We start from the raw sequence: 21,219 nt of genomic DNA, 5'->3' as shown, positions 1-21,219 counted from the left end.
GCCGGTTCGCCGGCCATCTTGTTCATGCGGAGCATCCATGACCCACGCGCTGATTTTCGATCCTGCATCGCTTGAGCCCGAGGCGGGCGCGCCGGCGCCTGACCGCTTGATTTCCGGCACGCCGCAATTCCGCACCTGGAATTTCGAGGAAACTGACGGCGGCATCTATGCCGGCATCTGGGAGGCAACGCCGGGCAAGTGGCGTATCGTCTATGACGAATGGGAATATTTCCACATCCTGTCCGGCATCTCGATCGTGACGGAAGACGGCGGTGCCGAAACGCACCTGAAGGCCGGCGACAGCATGATCCTCAGACCTGGCTTCAAGGGAACCTGGGAAGTGATTGAAACGACTCGCAAGGATTATGTCATCCGGGTCTAGTATTCCCGCCCGGGTGGATGACGTCTCTAATACTGCACACTTCATATTGTCGAATATTGTCGAATATTTTTCAGGAGAAATCTCATGTCCCACGCCGATAAACCCGTCTGGTTCATCACCGGTTGCTCAACCGGTTTTGGCCGGCAACTGGCACAGCAGACCCTCTCGCTCGGTTACCCGACCGTCGTGACCGCCCGCAATCCGGCGCAGGTCGAAGACCTTGTTACCGGCAACGAGGACAAGGCTCTGGCCTTGCAGCTCGATGTCACCAAGCCGGATGAGGTCGAGGCCGCAGTCCAGGCGGCACTCGCCCGCTTCGGCCGCATCGACGTCCTCGTCAACAATGCCGGTATCGGCTATTTCGGCTCGGTCGAGGAAAGCGAGCTGGACGAAGTCCGCCGCATGTTCGAAATCAACGTCTGGGGTCTTGCCGCCGTCACGCGGGCGGTTCTGCCTGCCATGCGCCAGCAGCGGTCCGGCACCGTCGTCAACATATCCTCGATCGGCGGCATTCGCGGCGGCCCGGCCGTCGGCTTCTACAACGCCACCAAATTCGCCGTCGAAGGCCTGTCCGAGGCTCTGTCGCTTGAGACAGCGCCGCTCGGCATCAAGGTCCTTTTGGTGGAGCCGAGCGGTTTTAGAACCGATTGGGCCGGACGCTCGGCCAATGAAGCGCCGCAGACGATCAACGACTACAGCGGCACGGCCGGCAAGAATGCCGCAGGCATCCGCGAACGCAACGGCAAGCAGCCGGGCGATCCGGAGCGGGCCGTCAAGGCGATCATCAAGGCCGTCGAAGCCGAAAAACCACCGCTGCGTCTGCTCCTGGGCAAGGCGGCTCTGGCTGGCGGGCGCGGCAAGATCGAGACGTTGCGCCGCGATTTCGAGGCCTGGGCCGACGTTACAGAAGCAGCGGATTTTCCGGAGTGATGAAAAGGCTCGGCGCAGCTTGTATGCTGCGCCGCCCCTTCACCATTCAAGCTCAAGCCGCTCCAACCCGTGGAAATGATAGCTGTCCTTGACATGCGGTTCGGCCGCAAGCCGTAGGTTAGGCAGCCGTTCGAACAGGATCGGCAGCGACAGTTTCAGTTCCAGCCGTGCCAAGGGCGCGCCTATGCAGAAATGAAGCCCGGCACCGAATGACACGTGCGCGCCCTCGTTGCGGCCGGGACGGAAGGTGAGGGGATCGGAGAATTTCTTCGGATCGACATTGGCAGCTCCGAGCAACAGGCCGATCTTGTCGCCCTTCTTCAAGGTGATGCCGTCTTCGAGCTCGATGTCGGACAGGACATAGCGCTGGAAGATATGCAGCGGCGCGGCATAGCGCATCGTCTCCTCGATGGTCCGTTCGGTGGTGGTATCGCTGGAGAACACGTCCTTTGGCGATGTGCCGGTTTCCAGCAGGGTGTGCACGGCATTGCCCAGCTGATGCACGGTGGCCTCATGTCCGGCGTTCAAGAGAAGCACCGCCGTGGATATCAGCTCGTCGTCGGACAGCCGCTCGCCGTCTTTCTCCGTGGTGATCATATGGGTCAGGAGATCGTCGGCCGGATTTTGCCGCTTCCAGCCGATAATCCCCTTTAAGTATTCGGCAAACTCGGCCGACGCCCGGTTTGCATCCTGTTCGGTCTCCAGCGACGGATTGAACACATACATTTTCACCATGCGGTGCGACCAGTCGAGCAATTTGGGCGCCATGTCTGTGGGCACGCCGAGCATCCGGGCGATCACGGTCACCGGAACGATCTCGGCGTAAGCTTTCAACAGCTCCACATGCCCGTCCTGCTCGAAACCGTCGATAAGGGAATGGGAAAGGGCTGCAATATCCGGCTTCAGCTGCTCGATCTGGCGCGAAACAAAGGCGCGGTTGACCAGCGTGCGCAGCCGCGTATGGGCGGGTGGTTCAAGCTCCAGCAGCGAATGGGCCTCCAGACGGTCGAAATCCGCAAGATGCGGCTTGGGCTCGGGCAGGCCCAGCTCCTCGCGGGTTGCCACATGCAGGATCTGCCGGCCGAAACGCCGGTCGCGCAACAGGCTGTTCACCTGGTCGTAGCCCGCAAAATACCATTGCTGTTGCTCTTCCCAGAAGAAGGACGGACATTGGGCATGCAGGTCGGCGTAGGCGGAAAGCGGGTTCGTGTAGAAAGCCGGATCGCGCACGTCGATACGGGCGGTTCGCGTGTCCGGCTGGATGGTAATGGCTGAAGCTATCGGCATTGTGCATTCTCACTGGATGAAACGGCGTCTGGCGCTTGTGATTTATGGCCAGTGCTGCGAACCCGACAAGCAGATTGTCATGCCGCTACAAGATTTCCCCACCCGCAAAATCGCATCTCATCCCGTGAAATGCGCCGATCTGGCGGATGCCGTCTTGCCTTGCGGTGCGACATGTCTATGTCTTGGTTGGTGAACGGCAACGACCAGAGAGAGACTATGGCTTCGTCGCATACCAGCCTGTCAGCGGGCATTCTGGCCGCCATCCGCGGAAAACGCGTATCCCTGGCGGGCAGGGATCCGGCAGGCGACCGTGGCGACACCGTCATTGCCTCCTACAATATCCACAAATGCGTCGGTACCGACAATCGTTTCGACCCCGGCCGCATCACCGACGTGATCAGTGAAATTGGCGCCGATATCATCGCGCTGCAGGAGGCCGACCAGCGGTTTGGCGAGCGTGCGGGCCTGCTCGATCTTGAGCGGCTTCACCGTGACTGTCACCTGATCGCGGTGCCGATCGCAGCCTTTTCCGCCAAGGGCCATGGCTGGCACGGCAATGTGCTGCTGTTGCGCGAAGGTGCCGTCGCCAAGGTCCATCAGCTGAAGCTGCCGGGTGTCGAGCCGCGCGGCGCGCTGGTCGTTGATCTCGACTTGAAGGCCGGGCCGCTCCGGATCATTGCCGCGCATTTCGGCCTGCTCCGGCATTCCCGCGCCCGCCAGGCGGCGGCGATCATCGCCGCTATCAGCGAGGCGGAAGAGCGGCCGACGCTGTTGATTGGCGATCTCAACGAGTGGCGGATGGGCCGCCGCTCGGCGCTGAGTTCGCTGAGCCCGGTCTTTGATCACGCCGCCACCGCCGTGCCGAGTTTTCCCTCGCGCTTTCCGCTTTTGGCCCTCGACCGGGTGATGGGAAGCCCGCATAATCTGGTCACAGCCGTCGAGGTCCACAACACGCCGCTGTCGCGCGTTGCCTCCGATCATCTGCCGATCAAGGCCTATATCGATCTGAAGGCCGCGCTGGGCGAGGCAAAGCCGGCGCAAGCGGTCTCCGCCGCACAACCATGACCAACAGGCCGTCCTAGCATGCGTGCCCATATCGTCGCCCTGTCTGTTTCCGTGTTCGCTCTTCTGGCGCTGGTTGCCGTCTATGCCTATGGCCGTTTCGGGCGCCGCTTGCAGGGGCCGGCATCGGCAGCCTTGCAGCCGCAGGACGGGGAGACGGAGCTGGACCGGCTGGCACAACCGTTTCTCGGCGAAAACCCGGGCCTCAACGGCATTTCGCTGGTCTCCGACAATATGGCTGCTTTTGCGCTGCGGGCGATATCGGCGCGCAGGGCAGGGCGCAGCCTTGATCTGCAATATTATTACTGGAAGAACGATCTGACCGGGCGGATGCTGATCCGCGAGGTGCTGGCCGCTGCTGATCGCGGCGTCAAGGTGCGGCTGCTGCTGGATGATATCAATGCCGGGCTGCACGACCGCATGTGCCTGTCGCTGGATGGCCATGCCAATATCGAGGTACGGCTGTTCAATCCGAGCCGGGCGCGCACCGACCGCTTGAAGCGCGGGCTGGAAATGATGATGCGGCCTTTCCGGGCGACGCGGCGCATGCACAACAAGCAGTGGATCGCCGATGGCCGGGTCGTGATCGCCGGCGGGCGCAATATCGGCGACGCCTATTTCGATGCCGATGAGCTGTCGAATTTCCGCGATCTCGATGTCTGGATGCTGGGGCCGGTCGCCGACGAGGCCGCAACGGTCTTTGACCGCTACTGGAACAGTTCCGTCGTGGTGCCGATCGGGTCGTTGCGCACGCCGCGCGCCCATTATCTGCCGGCGTTCCGGACGAAGCTGGAGAAAATCGCTCAAACGCCGGGTGGGCGGCATTATCTGGCCCATGCCGGAAAGGCGATACCTGACGGCGCCCTTTTGCCGGATGGCGCGGTCCTGCATTGGACGAGCGCTGCCATGCTGGTGTCTGATCCGCCCGAAAAAGCGTTTCTGCAGAAGCGCAACAACTGGGTCATGCGCGAACTGATGCCGGCGCTGACCTCCGCGCAGCATGGCGTGCGGGTAATTTCCCCCTATTTCATTCCCGGCGCGCAGGGCATTGCCGAGATCACGCGGCTGGTCGAGCGGCATGTCAAGGTCGAGGTTTTGACCAATTCGCTCGCCGCCACCGACGTCGCTGCGGTTCACGGCGCCTATGCCAATTACCGCAAGGCATTGCTGAGGGGCGGGGCGGTGCTGTTCGAGCTGAAAGCGACGCATGAACCGGGCGATCCGCAGCGGATGTCGCTGTTCGGCTCGCGCGGTGCAAGCCTTCACACCAAGGCCTTCACGGTCGATGGAAAAACCGGTTTTGTCGGCTCGATGAATTTCGATCCGCGCTCGGCATCGCTGAATACGGAAATGGGTGTGCTCTTTACGCACCCTGCTCTGGTGCGGGAGGTGGAGGCGATCTTCGATGCGGAAACCAGCCCGGACAACAGCTTCCGCCTGTCGCTCGACGGCGGGCGGCTGCGCTGGCATGATCGGCAGGGCGACGAGGCGCGCGTGCTTCGCCGCGAGCCGGAAGCCGGCTTCTGGCGCCGCCTGATTGCCGGTGTCATCGGCGTCCTGCCGATCGAATCGCAACTGTGATCCGCATTTACCGATTTTTCACTCAGAATGCGCCAAAGCCTGTGTGGAACAGCATAAATCCCCGATTGCCCCTATCCCGCTCATTCGCAGCCGCTAAAGGGTAGGGTGGGCGCTTGACGTGGCAAGGTTGCGGTTCAAAACGTGTATTAACGTTATGAAGACTTCGCGACTTGAAGTGGGGTACTTGGACACTCTATGTATGGACAAGAGATATTCCCGATGATTCCCGGTGCGCGAAAGGGTTTGCGCGCCAGATAGACAAAGGTTTGACATGAGAAATCCCGTTGATACCGCTATGGCTCTGGTGCCGATGGTCGTTGAACAGACCAATCGCGGCGAGCGCTCCTACGATATCTTTTCGCGTCTCCTGAAAGAGCGCATCATCTTTCTGACGGGTCCTGTGGAAGACCACATGGCAACGCTGATCTGCGCGCAGCTGCTGTTCCTTGAGGCTGAAAACCCGAAGAAGGAAATCGCCCTGTACATCAATTCGCCGGGTGGCGTCGTCACCGCCGGCATGGCGATCTACGATACGATGCAGTTCATCAAGCCGGCCGTCTCGACGCTGTGCATCGGCCAGGCCGCGTCCATGGGCTCGCTGCTTCTGGCTGCCGGCCACAAAGATATGCGTTTTGCGACGCCGAACGCCCGCATCATGGTTCACCAGCCGTCTGGCGGCTTCCAGGGCCAGGCATCCGATATCGAACGGCATGCCCGCGACATCCTGAAAATGAAGCGCCGTTTGAACGAAGTTTACGTCAAGCACACAGGCCGCACCTTGGAAGAGGTTGAACAGACGCTTGATCGTGACCACTTTATGACTGCTGATGAAGCGCTCAGCTGGGGTGTTGTCGACAAGGTCATCACCTCGCGTGAGGCCATGGAAGCCGCGTCAGAAGCGTGAAAACAAGCTTTTGTGTGCGGATAGATGCATTTGTGACACAATTGTAACCGTCATGGGGCTTTATCCGCAGGCCAAAGCCGTTAATATCGACCGTTAATGCTATGTTGAAGTTTGAAGTCCTAGCATTCGGTATTCGGTGGGAGATTCGTTGCTGCCGGACATCAAACGTGGTTGTTTGAAGCCGGTTCGTACTCCCGAGAGCGCCGTGATTTTGCGCCATCAAAGCGGAAAATGTGCGGAGCGGGTTGAGTAGTCCGTTTCACCTTCTCTCAAGGTGTCCGGCGTGCTGGAAGGAAAGTGATATGAGCAAGGTCAGCGGTAGCAACGGCGGTGACTCCAAGAATACCCTATACTGCTCCTTCTGCGGAAAGAGCCAGCACGAGGTCCGCAAGCTGATTGCCGGACCGACAGTGTTCATCTGCGATGAATGCGTCGAATTGTGCATGGACATCATCCGCGAAGAGAACAAGACATCGATGGTCAAATCCCGCGATGGCGTTCCGACGCCGCAGGAGATCATCAAGGTTCTCGACGAATACGTCATTGGCCAGCAACAGGCCAAGCGCATCCTGTCGGTTGCCGTCCACAACCATTACAAGCGCCTGGCCCATGCCGCCAAGGGCACCGACGTTGAGTTGGCGAAATCCAACATCATGCTCGTCGGCCCGACCGGTTGCGGCAAGACCTATCTGGCGCAGACCTTGGCCCGCATCATCGACGTGCCGTTCACCATGGCCGATGCCACGACGCTCACCGAAGCCGGTTATGTCGGCGAGGACGTCGAAAACATCATCCTGAAGCTCCTGCAGTCGGCCGACTACAATGTCGAGCGTGCGCAGCGCGGCATCGTCTATATCGACGAAGTCGACAAGATTTCGCGCAAGTCCGACAATCCGTCGATCACGAGGGATGTTTCGGGCGAGGGCGTGCAGCAGGCACTGCTGAAGATCATGGAAGGCACGGTCGCATCCGTTCCTCCGCAGGGCGGCCGCAAGCATCCGCAGCAGGAATTCCTGCAGGTTGACACGACCAACATCCTGTTCATCTGCGGCGGCGCATTTGCCGGTCTCGACAAGATCATCTCGGCGCGCGGCGAAAAGACCTCGATCGGCTTTGGTGCTTCGGTGAAGTCACCGGAAGACCGCCGCGTCGGCGAAGTGCTGCGCGAACTGGAGCCGGAAGATTTGGTGAAGTTCGGCCTCATCCCGGAATTTATCGGCCGTCTGCCTGTCCTGGCGACGCTCGAGGATCTCGACGAGCCGGCGCTCATCCAGATCCTGTCGGAACCGAAGAACGCGCTGATCAAGCAGTACCAGCGCCTGTTCGAGATGGAAGACGTCGAGCTGACGTTCCATGAGGACGCGCTGCGCGAAATCGCCAAGCGAGCCATCATCCGCAAGACCGGTGCCCGTGGCCTGCGCTCGATCATGGAGAAGATCCTGCTCGACACCATGTTCGAACTGCCGACGCTGGAAGGCGTTCGCGAAGTGGTCATCTCCGACGAGGTGGTCAAGGGCTCCGCCCGCCCGCTCTACATCTATTCGGAGCGCTCGGAAGAAAAGGCCAACGTTTCGGCCTGACCTGACTTCGGCCGGAGCTGATTTTGGCTTGACCTGATTCGGCTTGACCGGAGGACATCGATATCCAGAGCAAGGCCCGCCATGTGCGGGCCTTTTTCATGTTGGATGATGCCGGATATCCGTGTTGTACCTCCAAATCGGGAGAGGCGGTGCCGAAGGTGCAGGGCAGCCCTGCGCATTTTGCATCACGGCGCACTGACGGCCTTCCCAAGGGAGGTTGCGGCAGAACCGTTAATCCGTCGAATCAGCGATTGCTAAAAGCGAGCAACAACGCGATTATGTTACGATTCTGTGTCGGCGTGTCCCGGCACGAAGCGTGTGCGTTAACTCCCGCGGCAAGGTCCGCAACAGTCAGATGCCGTTTACTATCCGACTACGCCGCCTCCCAGGTCTGTAGTCGGCAAAGGGTTGAAAACAGACGTCACACACTCCACCTGACAGTGGAAAGAATGAGGACCCGATGCGCTCTTGAAGGCTTCGGGGAACGGGCCCGGAAACGGGACGGAAAGGAAATGACATGACGAGCAAAACGTCTCCGGCAATCGAGAGCGCGACCTATCCGGTTCTGCCGCTGCGCGATATCGTGGTGTTCCCGCATATGATCGTGCCGCTCTTTGTTGGCCGTGAAAAGTCGATCCGTGCGCTGGAAGAAGTGATGGGTACCGACAAGCAGATCATGCTTGCCACCCAGATCAACGCCAGCGACGACGATCCGGAACCGGCAGCCATCTATCAGATCGGCACCATCGCCAATGTGCTGCAGCTGCTTAAGCTGCCCGACGGGACCGTCAAGGTTCTGGTCGAAGGCCGTGCGCGCGCCGAGATCGACGGCTATACCGGCCGTGAAGAATTCTATGAAGCCATGGCCCATCCGCTTTCCGAGCCGGAAGAAGACCCGGTCGAGATCGAGGCGCTCAGCCGTTCGGTCGTCTCGGAGTTCGAGAGCTATGTGAAGCTCAACAAGAAGATTTCTCCGGAAGTCGTCGGCGCTGCCAGCCAGATCGAAGACTATTCGAAGCTGGCCGACACCGTTGCCTCGCATCTGTCCATCAAGATCGTCGAGAAGCAGGAAATGCTCGAGACGACCAGCGTCAAGCTGCGCCTTGAAAAGGCGCTCGGCTTCATGGAAGGCGAGATTTCGGTTCTGCAGGTCGAAAAGCGCATCCGCTCGCGCGTCAAGCGCCAGATGGAGAAGACCCAGCGCGAGTATTACCTGAACGAGCAGATGAAGGCGATCCAGAAGGAGCTCGGCGACGGCGAGGAAGGCCGCGACGAGATGGCCGAGCTGGAAGACCGCATCACCAAGACCAAGCTTTCCAAGGAAGCCCGTGAAAAGGCCGACGCGGAAGTCAAGAAGCTGCGCCAGATGAGCCCGATGTCGGCGGAAGCCACCGTCGTACGCAACTATCTGGACTGGCTGCTGGGCATTCCGTGGTCGAAGAAGTCGAAGGTCAAGACCGATCTCAACCACGCCGAACAGGTGCTGGAACTGGATCATTTCGGCCTCGACAAGGTCAAGGAACGGATCATCGAGTATCTGGCGGTTCAGGCACGTTCGCAAAAGATCAAGGGGCCGATCCTCTGCCTCGTCGGCCCTCCGGGCGTCGGCAAGACCTCGCTTGCCAAGTCGATCGCCAAGGCGACCGGCCGCGAATATATCCGCATGGCACTCGGCGGCGTCCGTGACGAAGCCGAAATCCGCGGTCACCGCCGTACCTATATCGGCTCGATGCCCGGCAAGGTCATCCAGTCGATGAAGAAGGCAAAGAAGTCCAACCCGCTCTTCCTGCTCGACGAAATCGACAAGATGGGCCAGGATTTCCGTGGCGATCCGTCGTCGGCTCTGCTTGAGGTGCTCGATCCGGAACAGAACTCGACGTTCATGGACCACTATCTGGAGGTCGAATATGACCTCTCGAACGTGATGTTCATCACGACGGCCAATACGCTCAACATCCCGGCGCCCTTGATGGACCGCATGGAAGTGATCCGTATTGCCGGCTACACGGAAGAAGAAAAGCTGGAAATTGCCAAGCGGCACCTGTTGCCGAAGGCGATTGCCGATCACGCGCTTCAGCCGAAGGAGTTCTCGATCACCGACGGTGCCCTGTCGGCGATCATCCAGACCTATACCCGCGAAGCCGGTGTGCGTAGCCTTGAGCGCGAACTGATGAAGGTCGCCCGCAAGGCCGTCACCGAAATCCTGAAGGGCCGTACCGGCAAGGTCGAGGTGACTGCCGAGAACATCAACGACTATCTTGGTGTTCCGCGCTACCGCCACGGCGAAGCCGAGCGTACCGACCAGGTCGGTGTTGTCACCGGTCTTGCCTGGACGGAAGTCGGCGGCGAGCTTCTGACGATCGAAGGTGTCATGATGCCCGGCAAGGGCCGCATGACGGTGACCGGCAACCTGCGCGACGTGATGAAGGAATCGATTTCGGCTGCGGCATCATACGTCCGCTCGCGCGCGATCGACTTCGGCATCGAGCCGCCGCTGTTCGACAAGAGCGATATCCACGTGCACGTGCCGGAAGGCGCGACACCCAAGGACGGTCCGTCCGCCGGTGTGGCCATGGCGACCGCGATCGTGTCAATCATGACGGGTATTGCCGTCAACAAGGACGTGGCGATGACGGGTGAAATCACCCTGCGCGGCCGTGTCCTGCCGATTGGTGGCCTGAAGGAAAAGCTGCTCGCAGCGCTTCGCGGCGGCATCAAGAAGGTGCTGATCCCGGAAGAAAACGCCAAGGATCTGGCGGATATTCCAGACAACGTGAAGAACAATATGGAGATCATTCCGGTCTCGCATATTGGCGAGGTTCTGCAGCATGCGTTGCTGCGGGTGCCCGTCGCAATCGAGTGGGATCCGGCCAAGCAGGCCGTGCCGATCGCAGCCGCCGACCCGGTTGACGAGGCCGGAACGGCGATTGCTCACTAATCGCTTGACTTGAGCGCAAACTGGTGCCCTTCGCAGGTTGTGCACTGATTTGCAGCGGAAACAGTGGAAGACCGGCATTTTTGCCGGTCTTTTTTATGTAAAACCCTGCGCAAAGCCTTGCATTCCATGGGATTCGGAGCGATTGGGTTTGCCAAGGCGAGGGCGGCGCGTATGCTGCTCCCGGCTTGAAAATTGAGTCGTTTCGAACCAGTATTGAAAGGGGTGGAAACATGAACAAGAATGAGCTCGTGTCCGCAGTTGCCGAAAAGGCCGGACTCTCGAAGACAGATGCATCTTCTGCAGTTGACGCAATCTTCGACGTTATCCAGGCAGAACTGAAGAACGGCGGCGACGTTCGTCTCGTCGGCTTCGGCAATTTCTCGGTCAGCCGCCGCGAAGCATCCAAGGGCCGTAACCCGTCCACTGGCGCAGAAGTTGATATCCCAGCCCGCAACGTGCCGAAGTTCTCGGCCGGCAAGGGTCTCAAGGACGCCGTGAACTAAGTTTCATGTTTTGTCTGCAGCACCGTGGCGAAGACGCCAACGGTTCGAAAGCAGGTTGATTTGAGGCCCGGGTTTTCCCGGGCCTCTTTTCGTTTGCGGGCTTTGCCAGGCCGCGTTCTGGCCACCGAATTCTAATATGCACTAGCTGTCATGCGGGTGTTACACAGCGCGATCAAAACCCCCTGCGTATTCATTCACCAGGAGGGACATCCCGTGAAGACATTTTCGCTCACCGCAGCACTCGCTGCCGTGCTGGCTGCCTCAACCGCCTCGGCGGTCAGCGCAGAGCCCGTATTCAATCGCATCGCGTCCTTCGCCGTCGCCGGCAATCTGCCTGAAGGGGCGGATGCCAAGTCCGTCACCTCGGCTGAAATCATCGCCGCGAGCGAAGACGGCAACACGCTGATCTATTCTGACAGCCCGAACAAGGCGATCGGCATCATCGATATCACCGATGCCAAGGCCCCGAAGGCCGGTGGCTCCATCGCGTTCGACGGCGAGCCGACCTCGGTGACCATCGCCGCCGGCAAGGCGCTCGTCGCGATCAACACGCGCGAAAGCTTCGTCAAGCCATCCGGCATCCTGGCCCAGGTCGATATCGCCTCCAAGGCCGTCGATACGACCTGCGATCTCGGCGGTCAGCCGGACTCGATCGCCCTGAACAAGGACAAGACGATCGCCGCGATCGCGATCGAAAACGAGCGCGACGAGGACGTCAATGACGGCGACCTGCCGCAGCTGCCGGCAGGCGACCTCGTCATCCTGTCGCTCAAGGACGGCGTTGTCGATTGCGGCTCGATCAAGCATGTCACCCTGACCGGTCTTGCCGATGTCGCAGGCGATGATCCGGAGCCGGAATTCGTCGCCTTCAATGGCCAGGACGAGATCGCCCTGACGCTTCAGGAAAACAACTATATCGTCATCATCGATGGCAAGACCGGCACCGTGAAAAGCCATTTCTCCGCCGGTACCGTCAGCCTTGAAGGCATCGACACCAAGAAGGACGGCGCGCTGAAGTTTACCGGCGAGCTGAAGGACGTCGCCCGCGAGCCGGATGCGGTGAAATGGCTGGACGACAATCGTCTCGTCGTTGCCAATGAAGGCGACTGGAAGGGCGGCGCGCGCGGCTTTACCATCTTCGACAAGACCGGCAAGGTTCTCTATGAGAACGGCGCGGCTTTCGAGCGCGAGATCGCCAAGATCGGTCACTATCCGGATGCCCGCAACAAGAAGGGCGTCGAGCCGGAAGGTCTGGAAGCCGCCAAGTTCGGCGAGGACAACCTGTTCTTCGTGCTGGCCGAGCGCGCATCCATCGTCGGCGTCTACAAGGATACCGGCGCTGAACCGCAGCTTCTGCAACTGCTGCCGTCCGGCATCGGCCCGGAAGGCGCCGTCGCCATTCCCGGCCGCAACCTGTTCGTGACCGCCAACGAAACCGACCTCGTCGAAGATGGCGGCGCCCGTTCGCATGTCATGATCTATGAGCGTGCGGAAGGCGAGGCCGCCTATCCGCAGATCGTCTCCACCGAAAAGGATGGCGAGCTCATCGGCTTCGGCGCCCTTTCGGGTCTGGCTCCGGTCAAGGACCAGGCGGGTCATCTCTACGCGGTCAACGATTCGGTCTATGCGTCGCAGCCGACGATCTTCACGATCGATGCCACTGCAAAGCCAGCGAGGATCACCGACGCACTGCGCATCACGCGTGCGGGTGCCGCAGCCCAGAAGCTCGACATCGAAGGCCTGGTGCCGGATGGTGAAGGCGGCTTCTGGCTGGCGTCCGAAGGCGATGCCGACAAGCTCTACAGCCACGCCATCATTCATGTGAATGAAAAGGGCGCCATCGAAAAGGAAATCGCCATCCCCGCCGAGCTGCGTGCCGGCGAGAAGCGTTTCGGCTTCGAGGGCATCACCAGCGTTGGCGAAGGCGATGACAAGGTTCTGTGGATGGCCGTGCAGCGCGAATGGGGCGACGACGAAAAGGGCTTCGTGAAGCTCGTTTCCTACAAGCCCTCCTCGAAGGAATGGGGCGCCGTGCGCTATCCGCTCGAAAAGACGGATGCGGGCTGGGTCGGCCTTTCCGAAATCACCGTCAGCGGCGAGCACGCCTATATCATCGAGCGCGACAACCTGATCGGCGATGCGGCCAAGCTGAAGAAGCTCTACCGCGTCGCTCTCGCCGACCTGAAGCCGGCCAAGCTCGGCGGCGAACTGCCTGTGGTCAAGAAGGAAGAGGTCCGCGACCTGATTCCCGACCTCAAGTCAGCCACCAACGGTTACGTCGTTGACAAGGTCGAAGGCTTCACCATCGATGCCGCCGGAAACGGCTACATCGTCACCGACAATGACGGTGTCGATGGTTCTTCGGGCGAAACGCTGTTCTTCTCGATCGGTACGATGAACGCAATGTAATTGCGGCGGTACTGGTAACGGAAAAGGCCGGGACATGATGTCCCGGCCTTTTCTATTTGAACCTGATGCAAGCAGCGAAAAACGCGCTACCCGGCGGATGTGCCGCTGTTTGCCTCGTTTTCCTTGCGCGTGCGGATTTCATCGGCCTTGGCCACCAGCCGGCTGACGATATCGTGCATCTGGTCGAGCTGCTGGTCGTCGAGCGCTGAAAAAATCTCCTCGATCAGCTGCTTGCGCGGATGTTCGGCTGCTTCCAGAACGACGCGGCCGACATCGGTTATCGAAACGATCTTTGCGCGGCGGTCTTCCGGATCGGGCTTGCGCATTACCAGCTTGTCGCGCTCCAGCCCGTCGATGGCTTCCGTCACCGTGCGCGGCGCAAAATTCAGCGCACCGGCAATATCGGTTGACCGGCAAGGGCCGAGCTTGCTGAGGAAAAACAGGAACTTGCTGCGTGCCAAGGACACGCCTTCCTCCGTCATCGATTCGTTAATGAGGCGGTGAACGCGATGATAGAGCTCAAAGAGCTTGTCGGAGACTTCGAATGTGGATTTCATGATGTCTCATATGGATATTATGAGGTGCCATGTCAAATGACGGTATTGTTGACGGGGCCGTCAAGTCTATTCTCGGGCCTTTTCACCAGGCCCTTGTATCAGCCCAATAATGTTGCTGGACCGAAAGGTCTGAATAGACCTTGGAGCAGGTGATCGGCGGCATTGACGCGGGGGCGGACGCCGGGCCATGGTCGGCCATGCCCTTTCGTTTCGTCCATACCGCCGACCTTCATCTCGATTCACCGTTGCGCAGTCTTGCGCTGAAAAATCCGGAACTCGCCGATCTCGTGCGAGGCGCGACCCGGACGGCGCTGGCGCGCATCGTCGACCTGTGCCTTGCGGAAAATGTCGATGCGCTGCTGATTGCCGGCGACCTCTATGACGGCTCGCAGACCTCGATGAACACGGCGCTTTATCTCTCCGGCGAATTGCGGCGTCTGGAAGCGGCCGGAATTGGCGTGTTCCTGATCCGAGGCAACCATGATTCGCAATCGGCGATGACGCGCGAGCTGACCTTCCCCGCCAATGTCCATGTGTTTGCCGGCCGGGCGAAACCGGTTCTGGCCAAGGCGCTCGGCGATGGCCGCGGCGTCCATATCCACGGCATCAGTTTTGCCAACCCGCATGCGCCCGACAGCCTTTTGCCGTCGTTCCATCCGCCGGTTGCCGATGCCGTCAATATCGGCCTGCTGCACACCAGTCTGGCGGGGACACCGGGCCACGACCCCTATGCGCCCACCAGCGTGGCGGAGCTTTCACGGCACGGGTTCGACTATTGGGCGCTCGGCCATGTGCACCTGCGCCAGGTTCATGCGCAGGCGCCGCTGATCGTCATGCCCGGCATGCCGCAGGGGCGCGATATCAACGAGGCCGGGCCAAAGACGGTGACGCTGGTCACCATTGACGACGACGGGACGTTCGCGCACCGCGAACATCCAATCGGACAGGCGGTGTTTGAGCGCTTGGCCATCGACCTTACCGGCGCGCAGGACTGGCGCCAGATGCTGGAAAAAGTGGGTGACGCTCTGGCATCTCTGCGAAACGAGGCGGGCGCCGATCATCTGATTCTGAGAATCGCGCTGACCGGGACCACGCCGCTCGCCTGGAAACTCAGGCGCGATCCCGATTTTCTCCTGGCGGAAATCACCAATCTTGCCGCCGGCCTCAACGGCTGCTGGGTCGAGAAGGTCGATATTGCCTGCCGGGGTGTTGAAACGGGCACGGCTTTGACCGGCCCAGATCCCGTGGAGGAACTGGCAGACCTGATCCGCACCGACGTGTTGGCCTCCCACGCCTTTCGCCTGGAAGCGGCCGCCCTGGTCGATGAGCTGTTGCTGCAGCTACCCCGCGAATTGCGCGACAGTCTCGCCGGCGATGAGCAGGCGGCCGGAATTCTCACGCAAGCCCTGGCGCTGGCCGGTAGCGATGATGTCCTGGCCTATCTGCATGGCAGTGATGCGGAGGCGGATCGCTGATGCGCCTCAATCGTCTCGATCTCATCCGCTATGGCAAATTCACTGGACGCAGTCTGGATTTTGGCGAGGCACGTCCCGGCCGGGCGGATTTTCATCTTGTCTATGGTCCGAACGAAGCGGGAAAATCGACGCTGTTTTCGGCTTTTCTCGATCTCTTGTTCGGTATCGAGCGCCTGAGCGGCTATGGCTTCCTGCACCCCTACGCGACGATGCGCGTGGGTGGCGTCATCGAGACCGGCGGCAAGGTCCATTCCGTCTCGCGCGTCAAGCGCAATCAGAACTCGCTTCTGGGGGCGGATGACCAGCCGCTGCCGGACAACCTGTTTTCCGCAGCCCTCGGCTCGATCGACCGGGCGACCTACCAGATGATGTTCTCGCTCGATGATGACAGCATCGAAAAGGGCGGCGAAAGCATCCTGAAGAGCGAGGGGGAACTGGGCGCTCTCCTGTTTTCGGCAAGCTCTGGCCTGCCGGACAGCAGCGCCATCCTGTCAGGATTGAAAGCGCAGGCGGATGCCTTCTACAAACCGCAAGGCCGCAAGCACAAGCTGGCGGAACTCAAGGCCGAACTGGATGCGCTGAAGGACGAAAAGGCGGCTATCGACATCAACGCGCGCGAGTTTTCAAGCTTGCGCAAGCTGCGCGACGCCGCTGCCGAGCGCCATCAGTCGGCGGAAACCGCACGGGCCGGGTTGCGTGTGTCCTTCGATCAGGCGCGCGACCGGATCGAGGCTTTGCCGCTTCTGGCGCGGTTGCGCGGCCTGCGCACCGAGCTTGCCGGTTTCGCCGACCTGCCGGAGCCACCGGCCGACTGGCATGCGCTGCTGCCGCAGTTGCAGCGCGAGGAAACCGGCATCGATGCCAGGCTGGCGCAGCTGGATGCCGATATCGACCGCAGAGCCACCGAAATCGCCGCCATCGAGCGGGATGTGGTTACGCTGGCGATATCAGCCGATATCCGCGATCTCGACCATTCGGGCCTCGAAGCCCGCCACCGCACAGCTGCCAGCGATATGCCCAATCGGCTCGACGAGCGGGCCAAGATCGCTGCGGATATTGCGGTGCGCGTGGCCCGCCTTGGCCGGACTGCCGAGACCGAGGCCACCACCCTTATCCTGCCCGCTGCGTTGACCGGCCGGCTGCAGGATCTCGCCCAGAAGCATGCCGCCCTGAAGGAGCGCCTGGATGCGGCGCTGCGGGAAAAGACGCTGGCCGAGGCCGAGACCGCCGAGGCGTTGCGGACACAGGCGGCACTTGCCAGCGAAGGCTCAGCGCATACAGCCGATCCGGCGCCGCTCGCGGACAGGCTGCGCACCCTGCGCCAGAATGATTGCCTGCTGCGGCAGCAAACGGCAGATCGACAGATGGCTACGCTCAGCGATCTTCTGGCCGACAAGCTTTCAACGCTGTCGCCGGCGCAGCTCGATGCGGACAGTGTGGCAGCGGTGTCCATTCCGGATGAGACCGACATTGCCGAGTGGACGGCGCGGCGCACGGCGCTGACGGAACAGCTGAAACGGCTGGATGACAAGATTGCCGAGGAAACCGCGCTGACGGCCGCCGAAGAGGCCAAGCTAGAGGAACTGACGCGCACCGGCGGCTTTGCCGCCGATGATGCCGCCTTGACGTTGCGCGCGCAGCGCGACGAGGCCTGGCAGGCGCATGTGGCGCAACTGGACAGCGGCAGCGCCAGTGCGTTCGAAACCGTGCTCAGGACAGACGACGCGGCGACGGCGCTCCGGCTGGCGCGCGCGCAGGACCTTGCACAGGCAAGAGGGCTTTCGCTCTCCATCGCGGAGCGCAACGGCAAGCTTTCTGTATTGCGCCAGCAGCATGAGGCAACGCTTGCAGCCATCGCCACCCTTCGCGCGGAGATTTCGGCCTCGGCCATCGATTGCGGTTTGCCTGCAGAGACCAAGCTCAACCAGCTGGTTTCATGGCTTGGGCGTAGACTGGCTGTGCTGGAGGTTCGAAACCAGCTTCGGTCGGCACAGCAGGATGCGCGGCTCGCGGCAGCCGATGAAACCAACGCCCTGGAACGTCTGACGCAGACGCTGGCAGAGAGCGGCGTTTCGAACGGCGTGCCCGCGCGGCTGGAAGATGCCCTGGCCTTCGCCGAGCGTATCATCGAGACCTTGCAGACAGCCCAACGGGCACATGCCACGGCTGCGGGAGCGGTGGAACGGGCGCAGACGCTTCTGCGCACGCGCACGGCCGCATGGTCGTCGGCCGATGCGGAGATGGCGCAGTGGACCGGAGACTGGCAGGAGGCGATCGGCACGACGTGGCTGGCGGAGGCTGCAACGCCGTTGTCGCCGCAGGAAATAGCCCCCGTTTTGATCATCCTTCAGGACCTCGACAAGCTGATCCAGCGCAAGGTGGATCTCGATCATCGCATCGATGGCATGCGCAAGGACCAGCTGGCCTTTGCCGCGATGATCGCCACGCTCACTGGGCGGCTTGCCATGACCGGCGCGGACGAGCCGCTGCTTGCCGCGCAGACGATTCGCGACAGGCTGGCGGCTGGCGAACGGCAAGAGACGCTGTTCCGGCGCCTTTCGGACGAGAACGATGCCCGCATCACGGAACGGCGTGTGCTGGGCGAGGCGCGCGAGCGCCATGATGCGCAAAAACGCGGCATGCTTGATCTCTTTGAAAGCAGCGCGCTGCTGGAGGTCGCAGCCCATCTGGAAACGGTGAAAACGCGGCAGCGCCTGCGCGAGCGGATTGCCGAGGTCGAAGCCGATCTAGCAGCCCGTCTTGGCGTCGGCCGCGCCGAGGAGGCGGAAATGCTGTTGAGCGCCGTCGATGCCGACGGATTACGCCTGGACGTAGCCTCGCTCCAATCCCGGCTTGAGCAAGCCGAGCGGGAAGGAGCCGAATTGCATGCCGAACGGCGTGATGCGGAAAAGGCGCTCGCCGCCATCGGCGGCAGCGATGCCGCAGCCCATATCGAGGAAAAGCGCCGCACGGTGCTGGCTGATATCGAGGAGCGGGCCACCGCCTATCTGCGGCTGCGTATGGGTATCCTTGCCGGTGAGACGGCACTTCGCCTGTATCGCGAGCGGCATCGCAGCGCCATGATGCGCCGGGCCTCGACGGCGTTCAGCATCATCAGCGGCGGCGATTACCAGGGGCTGGCGACGCAGGCCGAAAAGGGCGAGGAATTCCTGATCGCCAATGCCGCCGGCGGCGGATCGAAACTGGCGCGGGATCTCTCCAAGGGCACGCGGTTCCAGCTTTATCTGGCGCTGCGCATGGCCGGCTATCATGAGATCGCCGCCACCCGCGAATCGCTGCCCTTTGTCGCCGACGACATCATGGAGACCTTCGATGATGGCCGCGCCGAACATGCCTTTTCGCTGATGGCCGATATGGCCGGGGTCGGACAGGTGATTTATCTCACCCACCACCAGCATCTCTGCGATATCGCGCGCAAGGCCTGCCCGGATGTGACGGTTCATACGCTGTGATCTCCGGGCCAGCCCGAGCCGGGCTCTTGACGGCGGGGGAGACATCCGGCTGCAACGCGCTATGGTGCCGTTATGACGGCCGCTCTGTTGGCGGCAGATATCAGGGAGAATTGCCATGGACATCAAGGCCTGTGGATCACGTCCATCCGTCCGCCCGCCTGCGGACTATTTTACCGGCACTGTCCGCCAGGACCCGATACATGACGCGCCGGAGCCCGCGCGGATACGGTGCGTCTCAGTCACCTTCGAGCCCGGCGCCCGCACGGCCTGGCACACACATCCGCTTGGTCAGACCCTGATCGTCACCGCCGGCTGCGGCCTGGCACAGGTGTGGGGCGAGCCGGCCGTTGAAATCAGGGCAGGGGATACCGTCTGGTTTCCGCCGGGCGAAAAGCACTGGCACGGCGCATCCAGCACAACATCGATGACCCATATCGCCATCCAGGAAGCGCTTGACGGCAAGGCGGTGGATTGGCTGGAACAGGTGAGCGACGCGCAATATCAGGCGAAATAGCTGCCCTGCACCCGCCGGACAAGGAAACGGTGCATGATTCCTGCCGTTTCCTCGTTGCAATGGGTGGGGGAACACCGCTATCTGACGTTACGAGCATTCCGGCAAAGCGCGGTGCGGTTTTCTGTCCGGAAGAGCCTGAAACAAGAAGATCAAGTATTTTCGCTGTTTGTGGACACGCGAAAATGGTCGTCCGCCCCGGAAGGTCTGGCCGGGGACTGCCGCGTAAGGGTTTTGCCGATGTATAATTTTCATGTTGGGCAGAAAGTCGTCTGCATCGACGACAAGTTCAAGAACGTCTCGATCGATCAGGGCATCCGCAAGGGGCAGATCTACACGATCCGCTGGGTCGGCCCTTACAAGCATTATATCGACGGCGAGTTCATCGGCGTGAAGCTGGCCGAGATCGACCGCGGCAATGATGACGGCCCGGAAGGCTACGGCGCAGCCGACATGCCCTATCGCGCAACGCGTTTCCGCCCGCTTTTGAAGGATCGTCTGTCGGCACTGAAAAATCTTCTGGCTCCAACGCCGAAGGGCGAAAAGCCCTATGCGCCGGAGGCTCCGGAAGAGCCCAAGCGCAAGGCGCCGGTCCGCAAGAAGGAAGAGGTCTAACCGCGAGGGCTTACGCGTCATTGATGACGCGACGGCCCCGTGCACTCAACATCCCGCTAACCGGCACCCGTCATTGTCCGTCGGTGGGGTCAGCTGGGGTCGCTGACCGTTTCCCTGCGCACAAGCCGCAAGGAGCGGTCGGGCTGGATGATATAGGTTTCCTCGGCCGGCTTGCCGTATTGGTCTTTCAACTGATGATGAACGACGCTGCCGACGGGCGCTTTCGTCAGTTTGGTTGCCGGCTGGCCGCCATAGGTGATGCTGCCGGGGATCGGGCTTATTTCCGGAATGGCGTTACAGGCGGCAAGGCCTGCGGCAAGCGTGGCCGCCAGAATGACTTTCCTCATATGCTATGTCCTTCACCCCGATCGCCAGTGCCGGTTCTCTTCCTTGAAGCCGGGTTGGCCGTTTTTGCTCGCAGACAGATGGCAACGGCCTTGTGCAATGACAAGAGCCTTCAATGCCGCTGTTTAAGGAAGCGCGCAAAAACCCTCAATATTGGGGTATGATTTCAACAATGACGTGAGGGATAAGTGGTGGGCGATGAGAGACTCGAACTCCCGACATCCTCGGTGTAAACGAGGCGCTCTACCAACTGAGCTAATCGCCCTTCGCGAAGCAGAAGCGTTGTCTGCCGCGTCGGTGGCCGTGATCTATGCGTATCGGCAGAAAACCGCAAGAGCGGAATGGAAGATTTTTTCAATTTTTTTTCCAAACTCCCGGCATCGCCGGATGCCGCCCGGCAAATCGGATGTGGAAAACCTTGGGGTCCGTGGCGGGAGGCAAAGGAGAGGGCGGATGGGGCAGAATATGGTGGAAGCGGAAGCACTTCCCCGGCATGCCGGAATTTTTCAAGGGCGCTTTTTCCAGCGTGTGGAAACAATTCGATGGCTGTCACGGATTTGTCTCCAAACCTGCTTGACACCCAAAGACGAACCTCGTAGTTAGCCGCTCATCGAAACGGCCTAGCCGGTTCGAGCGGATGCAAAAGCATCTGGACGACTTGAAATGA

General features: G+C 61.0%; 16 protein-coding genes and 1 tRNA gene. 13 read left to right on the top strand and 4 right to left on the bottom strand.

Translation table 11 applies throughout. From position 1 onward, the window contains the following. Positions 1-37 precede the first annotated feature (37 nt). Both ASD32_RS27625 and ASD32_RS27620 read left to right on the top strand, forming a co-directional pair. Complete coding sequence (locus ASD32_RS27625) at positions 38-382, top strand: cupin domain-containing protein (protein WP_060641238.1); 345 nt, start codon at positions 38-40, stop codon at positions 380-382. Between the two features lie 84 nt (positions 383-466). Beyond that, on the top strand, positions 467-1,312 hold the full coding sequence (locus ASD32_RS27620; protein WP_060641237.1) for an oxidoreductase: 846 nt from the start codon (positions 467-469) through the stop codon (positions 1,310-1,312). Positions 1,313-1,351: 39 nt separating this feature from the next. Here ASD32_RS27620 and ASD32_RS27615 read toward each other — a convergent pair whose 3' ends face one another. Further along, on the bottom strand, positions 1,352-2,599 hold the full coding sequence (locus ASD32_RS27615; RefSeq protein WP_060641236.1) for a cytochrome P450: 1,248 nt from the start codon (positions 2,597-2,599) through the stop codon (positions 1,352-1,354). Between the two features lie 216 nt (positions 2,600-2,815). Between ASD32_RS27615 and ASD32_RS27610 the strand changes: the two genes are divergently transcribed. The 7 genes from ASD32_RS27610 (at position 2,816) to ASD32_RS27580 (ending at position 13,576) form a co-directional block, all read left to right on the top strand. Further along, the gene (locus ASD32_RS27610) at positions 2,816-3,664 is read left to right on the top strand and encodes an endonuclease/exonuclease/phosphatase family protein (RefSeq protein WP_060641235.1); all 849 of its coding nucleotides are present in this window, start codon (positions 2,816-2,818) and stop codon (positions 3,662-3,664) included. Between the two features lie 18 nt (positions 3,665-3,682). Further along, positions 3,683-5,242 carry a phospholipase D family protein gene (locus ASD32_RS27605; protein WP_060641234.1) on the top strand — a complete coding sequence of 520 codons (1,560 nt, stop codon included), beginning with the start codon at positions 3,683-3,685 and terminating at the stop codon, positions 5,240-5,242. A 271-nt stretch (positions 5,243-5,513) separates the two neighbouring features. After that, a complete protein-coding gene (gene clpP / locus ASD32_RS27600) occupies positions 5,514-6,146 on the top strand; it encodes an ATP-dependent Clp endopeptidase proteolytic subunit ClpP (protein ID WP_060641233.1) in 633 nt (210 codons plus the stop codon). 302 nt (positions 6,147-6,448) lie between these two features. Then, entirely contained in the window at positions 6,449-7,726 is a 1,278-nt protein-coding gene (gene clpX / locus ASD32_RS27595; protein WP_060641232.1) for an ATP-dependent Clp protease ATP-binding subunit ClpX, read from the top strand. Positions 7,727-8,243: 517 nt separating this feature from the next. Next, positions 8,244-10,664, top strand: coding sequence for an endopeptidase La (gene lon / locus ASD32_RS27590; RefSeq protein WP_060641231.1), 2,421 nt, complete (start codon positions 8,244-8,246; stop codon positions 10,662-10,664). 230 nt (positions 10,665-10,894) lie between these two features. Beyond that, positions 10,895-11,167, top strand: coding sequence for a DNA-binding protein HupB (gene hupB, locus ASD32_RS27585; RefSeq protein ID WP_037107702.1), 273 nt, complete (start codon positions 10,895-10,897; stop codon positions 11,165-11,167). 213 nt (positions 11,168-11,380) lie between these two features. After that, the gene (locus tag ASD32_RS27580) at positions 11,381-13,576 is read left to right on the top strand and encodes an esterase-like activity of phytase family protein (protein ID WP_060641230.1); all 2,196 of its coding nucleotides are present in this window, start codon (positions 11,381-11,383) and stop codon (positions 13,574-13,576) included. A gap of 86 nt (positions 13,577-13,662) precedes the next feature. Here ASD32_RS27580 and ASD32_RS27575 read toward each other — a convergent pair whose 3' ends face one another. Next, entirely contained in the window at positions 13,663-14,133 is a 471-nt protein-coding gene (locus ASD32_RS27575) for a MarR family winged helix-turn-helix transcriptional regulator (protein ID WP_060641229.1), read from the bottom strand. A gap of 197 nt (positions 14,134-14,330) precedes the next feature. Between ASD32_RS27575 and ASD32_RS27570 the strand changes: the two genes are divergently transcribed. From ASD32_RS27570 to ASD32_RS27555, 4 genes are all read left to right on the top strand, one after another. Then, positions 14,331-15,608 (top strand): exonuclease SbcCD subunit D, encoded by a 1,278-nt coding sequence (locus tag ASD32_RS27570; RefSeq protein WP_060641432.1) that lies wholly within the window; start codon positions 14,331-14,333, stop codon positions 15,606-15,608. After that, positions 15,608-19,081, top strand: coding sequence for an AAA family ATPase (locus tag ASD32_RS27565; protein WP_060641228.1), 3,474 nt, complete (start codon positions 15,608-15,610; stop codon positions 19,079-19,081). Before ASD32_RS27570 ends, ASD32_RS27565 begins: the two co-directional genes overlap by 1 nt. Before the next feature lie 115 nt (positions 19,082-19,196). Then, on the top strand, positions 19,197-19,595 hold the full coding sequence (locus ASD32_RS27560) for a cupin domain-containing protein (protein WP_060641227.1): 399 nt from the start codon (positions 19,197-19,199) through the stop codon (positions 19,593-19,595). A gap of 237 nt (positions 19,596-19,832) precedes the next feature. Further along, entirely contained in the window at positions 19,833-20,207 is a 375-nt protein-coding gene (locus ASD32_RS27555; protein ID WP_060641226.1) for a hypothetical protein, read from the top strand. 89 nt (positions 20,208-20,296) lie between these two features. On the opposite strand, the gene ASD32_RS27550 is transcribed toward ASD32_RS27555, so the two are convergent. After that, the gene (locus tag ASD32_RS27550; protein ID WP_060641225.1) at positions 20,297-20,554 is read right to left on the bottom strand and encodes a lipoprotein; all 258 of its coding nucleotides are present in this window, start codon (positions 20,552-20,554) and stop codon (positions 20,297-20,299) included. A 187-nt stretch (positions 20,555-20,741) separates the two neighbouring features. Beyond that, a tRNA-Val gene (locus ASD32_RS27545) sits at positions 20,742-20,817 on the bottom strand. Between the last annotated feature and the right edge of the window lie 402 nt (positions 20,818-21,219).

This window comes from Rhizobium sp. Root483D2 (assembly GCF_001426685.1).
GTDB lineage: Bacteria > Pseudomonadota > Alphaproteobacteria > Rhizobiales > Rhizobiaceae > Pararhizobium > Pararhizobium qamdonense.
Note: the sequence above shows the minus strand (reverse complement) of the source record. Positions and strands in the feature narration are given on the sequence as shown.

Coding starts and splice junctions, on each gene's coding strand:
- ASD32_RS27625 (WP_060641238.1), top strand. CDS start 38: ATGACCCACGCGCTGATTTTCGATCCTGCATCGCTTGAGCCCGAGGCG.
- ASD32_RS27620 (WP_060641237.1), top strand. CDS start 467: ATGTCCCACGCCGATAAACCCGTCTGGTTCATCACCGGTTGCTCAACC.
- ASD32_RS27615 (WP_060641236.1), bottom strand. CDS start 2,599: ATGCCGATAGCTTCAGCCATTACCATCCAGCCGGACACGCGAACCGCC.
- ASD32_RS27610 (WP_060641235.1), top strand. CDS start 2,816: ATGGCTTCGTCGCATACCAGCCTGTCAGCGGGCATTCTGGCCGCCATC.
- ASD32_RS27605 (WP_060641234.1), top strand. CDS start 3,683: ATGCGTGCCCATATCGTCGCCCTGTCTGTTTCCGTGTTCGCTCTTCTG.
- clpP (WP_060641233.1), top strand. CDS start 5,514: ATGAGAAATCCCGTTGATACCGCTATGGCTCTGGTGCCGATGGTCGTT.
- clpX (WP_060641232.1), top strand. CDS start 6,449: ATGAGCAAGGTCAGCGGTAGCAACGGCGGTGACTCCAAGAATACCCTA.
- lon (WP_060641231.1), top strand. CDS start 8,244: ATGACGAGCAAAACGTCTCCGGCAATCGAGAGCGCGACCTATCCGGTT.
- hupB (WP_037107702.1), top strand. CDS start 10,895: ATGAACAAGAATGAGCTCGTGTCCGCAGTTGCCGAAAAGGCCGGACTC.
- ASD32_RS27575 (WP_060641229.1), bottom strand. CDS start 14,133: ATGAAATCCACATTCGAAGTCTCCGACAAGCTCTTTGAGCTCTATCAT.
- ASD32_RS27570 (WP_060641432.1), top strand. CDS start 14,331: ATGCCCTTTCGTTTCGTCCATACCGCCGACCTTCATCTCGATTCACCG.
- ASD32_RS27565 (WP_060641228.1), top strand. CDS start 15,608: ATGCGCCTCAATCGTCTCGATCTCATCCGCTATGGCAAATTCACTGGA.
- ASD32_RS27560 (WP_060641227.1), top strand. CDS start 19,197: ATGGACATCAAGGCCTGTGGATCACGTCCATCCGTCCGCCCGCCTGCG.
- ASD32_RS27555 (WP_060641226.1), top strand. CDS start 19,833: ATGTATAATTTTCATGTTGGGCAGAAAGTCGTCTGCATCGACGACAAG.
- ASD32_RS27550 (WP_060641225.1), bottom strand. CDS start 20,554: ATGAGGAAAGTCATTCTGGCGGCCACGCTTGCCGCAGGCCTTGCCGCC.